The sequence below is a fragment of the Burkholderia sp. Bp8986 genome, assembly GCF_003854225.1.
In the GTDB taxonomy this organism is placed as follows: Bacteria; Pseudomonadota; Gammaproteobacteria; order Burkholderiales; family Burkholderiaceae; genus Burkholderia.
Window position 1 is genome coordinate 1 of sequence record NZ_QTQM01000085.1, and the last position, 8,815, is coordinate 8,815.

Consider the following 8,815-nt stretch of genomic DNA (forward strand, 5'->3'; position numbering starts at 1 on the left):
CTTATGACTGAGCTCGCCCGCCCGCTGTCCGTCCGCATTGCCTGACATCACGAACAATGGCTTCACTTCGTCCTCACACCTGATTTATGCAACAACGCCTGTAGGCGTGCGCCAGAATTTAGAGGCGGTTTCACAAAGGCCAATCGGGACAATGGAGGGGTATTCCATCAGATCAGGCAACAACCGAGTTTGAGGACTGCCCCGTGAAAGTCAGCACGGTGTTCGAAGCGAATACGGAGACGACGGAAGTGATGCAGCCAGACATACATGCGTTCAATGACCGAGCAACACTTACCAAGGCCGCTGCCGTGTTCGGTACGGTGCCTAGTGATCACCGGCTCGGTACCACGATCGCGCAACGCTCGTCGATGCTGATCGGAGCCGTACCACCATCCGTTAGAGACGGTTTCATAAAGGCGCTGCTGAGCCCGCTGCAAAGTGTTCCGGCAGATCATGGAGCAACCGAGTTTGAGGAACGCTTCATGAATGTCGGCACGCCGTTCGAATCGGAGACGGAGACGCCGAAAGTGGTGCATCCAGGCATGCGTGCGCTCAACGACCCATCGAATCTTCCCAAGCCCGCTGCCGTGTGGTTGTCCGCGTCGGGCTATGCTGGTGGGAATGCTGCGCTCGCGCAGGATGCGCGGGTACTTGTCGTGATCGTAGCCTCGATCCGCATAGACGCGTTTGGACCGGCTCAGTAGCCGACCGCGAACACCTTTGATCGGCGCGATTACCTCGATCAGGGGGATCAGTTGCGTGACGTCATTGCGGTTGGCACCGGTCAAGATTGCCCCGATCGGTGTGCCGTTGGCGTCGGTGGCGAGGTGGTGTTTGGAACCGGGGCGCGCTCGATCAGTGGGGTTCGGGCCAGCTTTTTTTCGCCCGCCCCAACCGCACGAATCGACGAGGAGTCTGCGGCCACACGTGCGAAGTCGATCTGGTTTACCGCGCGTAGTTTGGTCAGCAGCAACGCGTGCAATGCGTCCCACACGCCAGCCTCTTGCCAGCCCCGCAGCAGCCGCCAGCAACTCACGCCCGAGCTACATCCCATTCCCGCAGGAAGGTCGCGCCAGCGAATGCCGGTCTTCAGCACGAACAGAATGCCCGTCAGCACTGCGCGATGCGGCACGGGTTTGCGACCCGGGTACTTGAACCGACGGGGCTTGGCAGGTGGCAGAAGTGAATCGATTAGGTTCCACAACTCGCCGTCAATGATCGGCTTACCCATCGCCCTGATCCGGTTGTCACGACGGCTCAGGTTAACAGGTCGAGAGAAAAGTTTACAGTAGATACGCGTCTTTTTGAAACCGTTTCTTAACGACTACCCACCGGTATCAACAGATATATGAATAAAATCTCCATTGTATTCAACATCAACTCCATCCGAATGCACCGACTCAATCCTAAATCCACTTGGCAAGGCATCACCAACAGAATATCGCTGACCATTTGAGAGAACGGCAAAAGCGCGACGTGAATCCCCCCCAATACTCGCCAATGGAGATGGAAATATTTTATCGGATGGGATGTTTGGCGGAATTGCTTGATATACTACCCGCGGACCGCCTGGATGTGCATCAGAAAAGATCGAGATGATCGATCGAACAGTATCCTCTTGCTTTGAATCCAATACACCATTGACAAATACAATCTCTCCGGATCGGAACACGCTCAACTTATCCAATACTCCCGCGGTACGCAATCGAGCCGTAAGCTCCTGCACCAAACCTGTACCTGCATCTTCAATCCGCCAACCCGCGAGTCCCGGAAGGGTCCCAAGCGTCGCCGCAGTCTGACTCCAATTTGGATCATCTCCGACCCGCCCGATAATCTTCACGTAACCAGGATTTATATCTGGAAGCACCCTAACATCAGTAAAACCATACAATTGCAGTACAGATTTCACAGATCTCACCAAGTCGTCTTCACATACAACGTTATCAGTTACGGCAATACCCTTCGCGAGTAAACGATCAATTCCCTTGGAAAGCGCCCTACGATCTGCGCACGCCCCTGAAAGCACAATACCGCCTTGCTGATATCCGATATTCACACCTTTTTGCCCCAACTCTTTTGACGCGATTGCTGAGAGAGCTTTCGGTCCAACAGGTGCATAACGAAAATTCGGAGGGGTAATTGTTATCGCAGCAACAGTTATCCCGACGGTAATGAAAGTGGTTACAGCAAGGCACAGCAATAAAATTATCAGACGTTGCGGCGAAGTACGGCCGGGCACCTTGACCTCAGGTAGCAAGTCAAAAGCGTGACCGATCATGACGACCAAACCATCTATATCGATCGGCACTCTAAGGGGCAGTGGCCCTGATGGATACGACCTTGATTTTCCACTGATCCAATACGGCACGGCCCCCAGCAATTCAATGTCTGTGTCCGTGATTTTCAATATGGCCTCCCCTCCTCCGTCAAGCTCGACGGCAAAATCTGATTGCGGGCCACCAATTCTCCATTCACCTACTGGTAGGCGCAACTCCCGCCTTGCCAATGGGCCGTTGAGAAGCTTTAGCTTGAAACGGGAACTCATCGTCCAGCCTTGGTACGATCTGAAGGGGGGAGCGGCGGATAGAGCGCAACCTCACCGGAATATGCTGCTTCTTCTGAAGAAAGAGGTTGATCAATGGAGACTGGAACATCATTCATCGAATCCCCGGGGATTAACAGAGGTCTCGCTGTAATGAGAAAAAGTCGCACAACACTTTGCCCACCGGTGGAACGACTTACAAACAGCTGTCCCAATATGGGAATGTCAGACAACAACGGGATTCTACGCTCTCCAGATACATCCTCTTTTTGTACAAATCCGCCAATTAACAGACTCTGACCTGGTTTCAGGATCGCCTGAGTAGCGATGGAAGAGTTCTGCACTTGGGGCAACGAATCAACGTTTTGACTCTGTGTTTGCTGCTGACCGTCCTGAATATCCAGCGTCAGAACAATTTCATTGACGCCATTATTTGTTACCAAGCGCGGTGTTACACGAAGCAGTGAGCCAGCAGCAACTGATTGAAGTTTGGCTACGTTTTTACCCTGAAGTTTTGTGTAAAACGTCACATTCCTATCAAGAACAGCCTGCACGTTGTCAAGCGTTACAACTGATGGGCGAGATAGAATTTTTGCCTTGGCAGACTGCACCAAGGCATTAATTCTTACAAGAAAACCAACCGAATTATCGAGCAAAGTCGAAAAACTAGACGGATCAAAATTTGAACCATTCAAAGATATTCCATTTCCATATATCTTTGCCGCACCACTTATATCAACACCAAGGCTGCTCAAGTTTCCCGCATCAACATCAATGATATCTACCGATATTTCTATTTGAACCGGCTTTTTATCGAGCTGCGGGATCAATCGTCGATAGAGGATCATATTGGCTTTACGATCACGAACGATCACCGCATTTCGGCGCACATCTGCCGAAAAAAGTGGTAACTGCCCCCCTCCGAATTCCATGTCCGTTGAAACCGGAAGGGGAGGCAATTGCGCTCCCGAATTTGCCGGGTTCGCGATCGGTAACGTTCGACTCTTGCTCATTTCCCTGAGCTCAGTAACCACACCAGGGACTGATACTTGTTGATCCCGGTACGTATACGTGCCATCAATTGCGGACGCATAGCGCAAAGGAAAAACCTCCACCGCCTCTTCGTCCTGCGCACTTTTGCGTGCATCAACATCCAGTGAGCGAACCAACTCATTCACCCTGTCTATACACTGAGGCACGCCGGTTACGTCGATTGAGTTGAGATTCCCAAGGACGCTTGCTCGACAATACGGCGAACTGAAGACGGAGGCCGAGCGAAGATCGTTCAACAAGCTCCGCGCACTCAACCACGTTGGAGTCACTATGACCTCTTTTATTTCGCGCGTCTTGTAGACGTAAACAACGCCACCGGAAAGGTACCACGCAAGCCCATAATCTCTAGCCAGATCCTCAAGAGCCTTCAATCCGGAGGCCTCATGAATCTGACCGGAAAAGACACCTGTTACAGCAGCACTAACAGTAACAGGAACCCCATAACTTTCCGACAACTCATGAAGAACTTGCGCAAGAGGCATCCCTCGACTGACTACAAAGAACCCGTGACTGGATAACCGTTGCGCATCGAACTCAGCCGCAGCATTGTTTGCAAAAAGCGAGCACAGAATCGCTACCAACCCACCTAACGCACCTATGCACCTTCTCATGCAAGTCGAGCGCCAAACAACGGCTTGCGAGAAGATGAACGCACGACCGACGCGCGGCGCACAAAGTATGCGGCGAGCGCTAGCTGCCCCTCCAACTTCGCCTCACATTCTTCTATAAATTTCTCACTGACCCATTGCGGCACAATACCGTACCAACGCCACAACACCCACGAATCCCCATGACCCGAAATGCAAAAATCCCGCGTCGCCTCGCTTGCCGAGAGCAGAAGAGCAGTACCCTCGATCCAAGCTTCCGTCGGCCGCCCCACTTTCAGCGCGCAGCCGATACACAACCCCAACTCCCCCAATTGCGCCAAACCACGAAAGCCGCGCACCTCAAGCTCCGCAGCATTTTCTGTGCACCGAAATACAACTACTGACGGTATCGCAGTCAACAACTTACCCAACACAATTAGCCCCCAAGAACGCAACGTCAGCTCATCCCGATGGTCGTCATCTTATCGCTGCAACCCGATTCAGACATCAGGTTATTACCTGAACTTTACGCATCACATCGACGCATTTGTGCGATTGGCCAGCAGTTGAATTTTATAGCCGGTCAGGCAGTGAGTCTCGCGTCGATATTCTTGAAATCCAGCCAGGCTCGACGGACCGCGGCGGGAGCTTGTAACCTTACGCGCCGAGTACACCATCCGGACGTTAGAGCGGCTAACACAACCTGGACATGATGCTGCGGGCGTCGTATCGTCTACGGCATGGCAAGACGCACAATCAGTAACGAATTATGGGTGGCGCTGGAGCCGCTGATTCCGGAGTTCACGCCATCGCCCAGGGGTAGTCGGCGGCGCACAGTCGATGATCGAGCAGCGCTGAACGGAATCTTGTATGTATTGCAGACGGGCATTCCGTGGGAAGACCTTCCGCAGGAGTTGGGCTTCGGCAGTGGCATGACATGCTGGCGACGTCTGCGAGACTGGCAGGCGGCCAGCGTATGGCATCGACTGCATTTGGCGATGTTGCGTCGACTGCCAGAGCGCGACCAGATCGATTGGGAGCGTGCGAGCCTAGATTGAGCCAGCGTCTCCAGCCCCCGGGTGGGGGCCAAGAAACCGGCTCCCACCCGACGGACCGAGGCAAGCTCGGATCGAAGCGACACATCGTCGTAGATGCACGCGGCAGCGGCATCCCGCTGGCTGTCCCGATCACGGGAGCCAATCGGCACGAGTCGATGGCATTCGAACCCACGCTTGATTCCATTCCTGCGGTATCGGGCCTGAACGGGCAGCCGCACAAGCGGCCGAGCAAACTGCACGCCGACAAAGGGTATGACTTTGCTCGTTGCCGGCGCTAGGCCCGCAGTTTCTCCTCGGCCAGATCGCGCCGTCACGAGTCGAAGCTCACCGCGCAGCGCATCGCGTTCGGCGAGCAGTGCCTGGTATTCCTCAACACTCGGCATGACGGGGCTGATCGGCATAGCCGGTTAGACCATGTCGCCCGCGTGGTGTTCAGCTCATCCGCGCGTAATATCGCTGGGGATGCTTCTGGATCACGGCCAGGTCGATGCCGTCGAGCAGCCAGTGCAACTGCTCGGCGCTGAGCGTGATCGTGTCGCCTCCGTTCGGCCAGACGAAGCGGTCGGCTTCGAGTCGCTTGAGCAGCAACCAGAAGCCGTTGCCACCCCAGCCGAGTATCTTGATACGATCGCGACGGCGGTTGCCGAAGACGAACAGTGCCGAGGTCATAGGGTTCAGGCGCATCGCCTGTTCGGCCAGGATCGACAGCCCGTTGAAGCCCATGCGGAAGTCGACGGGATCGCGATGCAGATAGACCTTCAGTCCTTCGTCGAACCGGAACACGGCAGCCTCCCGAGCATCTGGACGAGCATCGTCAGTTCATCGAAGTTCGCCCGGCTCAACTCCAAGGAAACGCCGTTTGGTAAGTGCACATTCAGCGAGAATACCGCAGCCGATTTAGCCGGAGTGGGGGCAGCTGCAGAGGTGGCGACCTGCATAAAGGCGGATTCCTCAGGCACGCAAGCCATCGACAACTCGACGCGAGCCTCTCGTGACGACTCCGTCGCGGAGCTGACTATCTCGCCCGCGGCTTGTTCGCGCTGATACTTGGAAATCCACGTCCGAACGAGGTTCGGATTGATGTCGTGTTCCATGGCCGTCCGCGCGATAGACACCCCTGGCTTCAGACACGCCTGTATCAACTCGCGCTTCGCATCCTCGTCGTACTTGCGCCGTGCGTCTCGCTTGAGATCGACCACCAACCGGCTCTGTAAACCTCCATCTTGCTCGTTCATGCACACCTGTCCACGCTCATTGAACATGGACACGTAGCCTCGGGGAATCAGCCTCGCCGTGCAATGGCGTCCTTCAAAGACCGCTTACCTACCATTGGCGATCCTCGACAGTCCAAGAACGGTCGCCAGTTTGCCGCATGGCTCGGGCTTGTTCCCAAACAGGCAAGCAGCGGAGGGAAGACGCGGCTCGGCCGCATCACGCGGCAGGGTAATGACTATTTGCGAACCCTGCTGGTTCAGGGCGCTCGTTCCGCCGTCGTCACCGCGGCGCGACGACACGACCGGCTCTCCCGCTGGATCGGGCAGCTCCAACAGCGGGTTGGCTACTACAAGGCGCTGGTCGCCGTGGCCAACAAACACGCGCGCATCCTGTGGGCGATTCTGGCCAGAGGGGATCAGTTCGATCCATCGCGCTTGCCGGCACGTCATGAGCAGCCAGATCCTTGCACGATACCAGCATGACGCAAGTACCCACGTAAGCTATGACTTCGTAACACCAAGAGGCAGCAACAGGATAGCGACCGGTCAGACCGGCGGTAGACGAACTCGGTAATCGTTACGGCGTGTGAGACTTGATCGCCGCGAAAAGAATGGAGTTCTACCGCGCGGTTATTATCCGGGCCCGGACGCGCAAAGCGCTTCCAACGAGGCCGTTTGTAGGCATCGCAGTCTGTCCCGCCGCTTATGCTCGTTGGGCCTCGCCTTGGATGGAAACCACCTTGCTTTCAAGGAGAAGTCCTTGTAGGCGTTTCAGGGGGCTGCTCCAGCGGGATCCCGCTTTGACCCTATTCGAATCTTACAACCGCCTCCCTATCTGAAAGACTATGGTGCCCCCCCCGGTAGACTGTGCCATCTTCTTTTTGTTTGAATGGCCATCATGCCTCGTATTTCCCACTTACCCACCGCGGGAGTTTCGACTCATCAATCCACTCCCATCGGCAACAACCCAACATTGAACAGTTTTACGGTCCAGAGCGATTCCGGCCAGGGGTTCCTGGCATCTTTTCGGGCTGCCATCCGAAACATCTTTAAATTTCTCGATTCCTGCTCGAGTTGCTCGTTTGCGCCGGACGAAGTGCTGTCCGCCGATCGTACAACATCTGCGAGGCCGCAGACCGGTCCCGTTCCGGCTAATCAGGTGCCGCCAGGCCAGACGACTCTGACTAGTCCGCTTCTGGAAGCCCGGCGCAAGGCGGCCTTCACGGCTGAGTTGGCCACGATCAAGGCGCTACCGGAAGAACAACGGGGCGAGCCGCTGGCCAAACTCGCCAGCGTGCTCTACAACCTTTCGCAGGCCCAGTGCGACGCGGCCTTCACGGTTCTGTTGAGCGCGATCACGGCGATACCGGAAGAACAACGGGGCGAGCCGCTGGCCATACTCGCCAGCGTGCTCTACAACCTTCCGGAGGCCCGGCGCGAGGCGGCCTTCACGGTTCTATTGGCCGCGATCAAAACGCTACCGAAAGCGCAACAGGGCGTTTCGCTGGCCAGACTCTCCGTCCAGCTTGGGTGGCTTCCGGAAGCCCAGCGCTACGCGGCCTTCACGGTTTTGTTGACCGCGATCACGGCGATACCGGAAGAACAACAGGGCGTTCCGCTGGCCAGACTCGCCAACGGGGTCCTGTACTTGTCAAAAGCCCTGCACAAGGCGGCCATCACGGATCTGTTCGCCGCGACCAAGGCGCTACCAAAAGCGCAACAGGGCGTTCCGCTGGGCAGCCTCGCTGAACAGCTCCATCTCGTTCCGTCGACCCTGAGCGCAGTCGACTTCCCGGATCTGTTGGCCGCGATCACGGCGCTACCGGAAGCGCAACAGCGCGTTCCGCTGACCCACCTCGCCCGCGTGCTCAGGTACCTCCCGGAAGCCCAGCGCGAAGCGGCCTTCACGGCTCTGTTGGCCGCGATCACGGCGCTACCGGAAGCACAACAGGGCGTTCCGCTGACCGAACTCGCCGACGAGCTCGACCACCTTCCGGAGGCCCGGCGCGAGGCGGCCTTCACGGCTCTGTTGGCCGCGATCACGGCGCTATCGGAAAGGGAACAGTACAATCCGCTGGAAAGGCTCTGTGGCGTGCTCGGGAGCCTTCCGGAGGCCCGACGTGAGGCGACCTTCACGGCTCTGTGGGCCGCAACCAGGGCGCTACCGAAATGGACACAGCGCGATCTGCTGAAAAGCCTTGACCAGCTCTCCGCGTTTAGTATGGTGACGGTGTAGAGTCCGTTCCAGAGAGGAACGGCAATGAAAAAGCGATTCACCGAAGAGCAAATCATCGGCATCTTGAAGGAAGCCGAGGCTGGCCTGAAGCCGGCGGAGCTGTGCCGCAAGTACGGCATCTCGGA

The 8,815-nt window shown here is 56.4% G+C and carries 7 protein-coding genes and 4 pseudogenes; 4 read left to right on the top strand and 7 right to left on the bottom strand.

Annotated features, from left to right (window positions below):
• Positions 1-167 precede the first annotated feature (167 nt).
• The 5 genes and pseudogenes from DID99_RS35375 to DID99_RS35395 all read right to left on the bottom strand — a co-directional run.
• Positions 168-386 (bottom strand): annotated as a pseudogene (locus tag DID99_RS35375) (IS5/IS1182 family transposase); the annotation flags it as partial.
• 33 nt (positions 387-419) lie between these two features.
• Positions 420-1,231: pseudogene (locus DID99_RS35380) on the bottom strand (IS5 family transposase); the annotation flags it as partial.
• A gap of 93 nt (positions 1,232-1,324) precedes the next feature.
• Positions 1,325-2,545, bottom strand: a complete 1,221-nt coding sequence (gene sctD / locus DID99_RS35385; protein WP_124668620.1) for a type III secretion system inner membrane ring subunit SctD — start codon at positions 2,543-2,545, stop codon at positions 1,325-1,327.
• Positions 2,542-4,176 (bottom strand): EscC/YscC/HrcC family type III secretion system outer membrane ring protein, encoded by a 1,635-nt coding sequence (locus DID99_RS35390; protein WP_260444774.1) that lies wholly within the window; start codon positions 4,174-4,176, stop codon positions 2,542-2,544. The genes sctD and DID99_RS35390 overlap by 4 nt, the downstream gene beginning before the upstream one ends.
• A gap of 26 nt (positions 4,177-4,202) precedes the next feature.
• Positions 4,203-4,541 carry a hypothetical protein gene (locus tag DID99_RS35395; protein WP_124668622.1) on the bottom strand — a complete coding sequence of 113 codons (339 nt, stop codon included), beginning with the start codon at positions 4,539-4,541 and terminating at the stop codon, positions 4,203-4,205.
• A 381-nt stretch (positions 4,542-4,922) separates the two neighbouring features.
• Between DID99_RS35395 and DID99_RS35400 the strand changes: the two are divergent.
• Positions 4,923-5,515, top strand: a pseudogene (locus tag DID99_RS35400) (IS5 family transposase); the annotation flags it as partial.
• A 157-nt stretch (positions 5,516-5,672) separates the two neighbouring features.
• Here the strand turns inward: DID99_RS35400 and tnpB are convergent.
• Complete coding sequence (tnpB, locus tag DID99_RS35410; protein WP_124668623.1) at positions 5,673-6,023, bottom strand: IS66 family insertion sequence element accessory protein TnpB; 351 nt, start codon at positions 6,021-6,023, stop codon at positions 5,673-5,675.
• Positions 5,999-6,475 carry an IS66-like element accessory protein TnpA gene (tnpA, locus tag DID99_RS35415; protein WP_148094696.1) on the bottom strand — a complete coding sequence of 159 codons (477 nt, stop codon included), beginning with the start codon at positions 6,473-6,475 and terminating at the stop codon, positions 5,999-6,001. Before tnpA ends, tnpB begins: the two co-directional genes overlap by 25 nt.
• 90 nt (positions 6,476-6,565) lie before the next feature.
• On the opposite strand from tnpA, the pseudogene DID99_RS35420 reads away from it, so the two are divergent.
• The 3 genes and pseudogenes from DID99_RS35420 to DID99_RS35430 form a co-directional block, all read left to right on the top strand.
• Positions 6,566-6,937 (top strand): annotated as a pseudogene (locus DID99_RS35420) (transposase); the annotation flags it as partial.
• Between the two features lie 415 nt (positions 6,938-7,352).
• On the top strand, positions 7,353-8,690 hold the full coding sequence (locus tag DID99_RS35425) for a hypothetical protein (protein WP_124668624.1): 1,338 nt from the start codon (positions 7,353-7,355) through the stop codon (positions 8,688-8,690).
• A 24-nt stretch (positions 8,691-8,714) separates the two neighbouring features.
• Positions 8,715-8,815 (top strand): transposase (locus DID99_RS35430; RefSeq protein ID WP_148094697.1); only part of this gene is annotated, 101 nt, incomplete at its 3' end.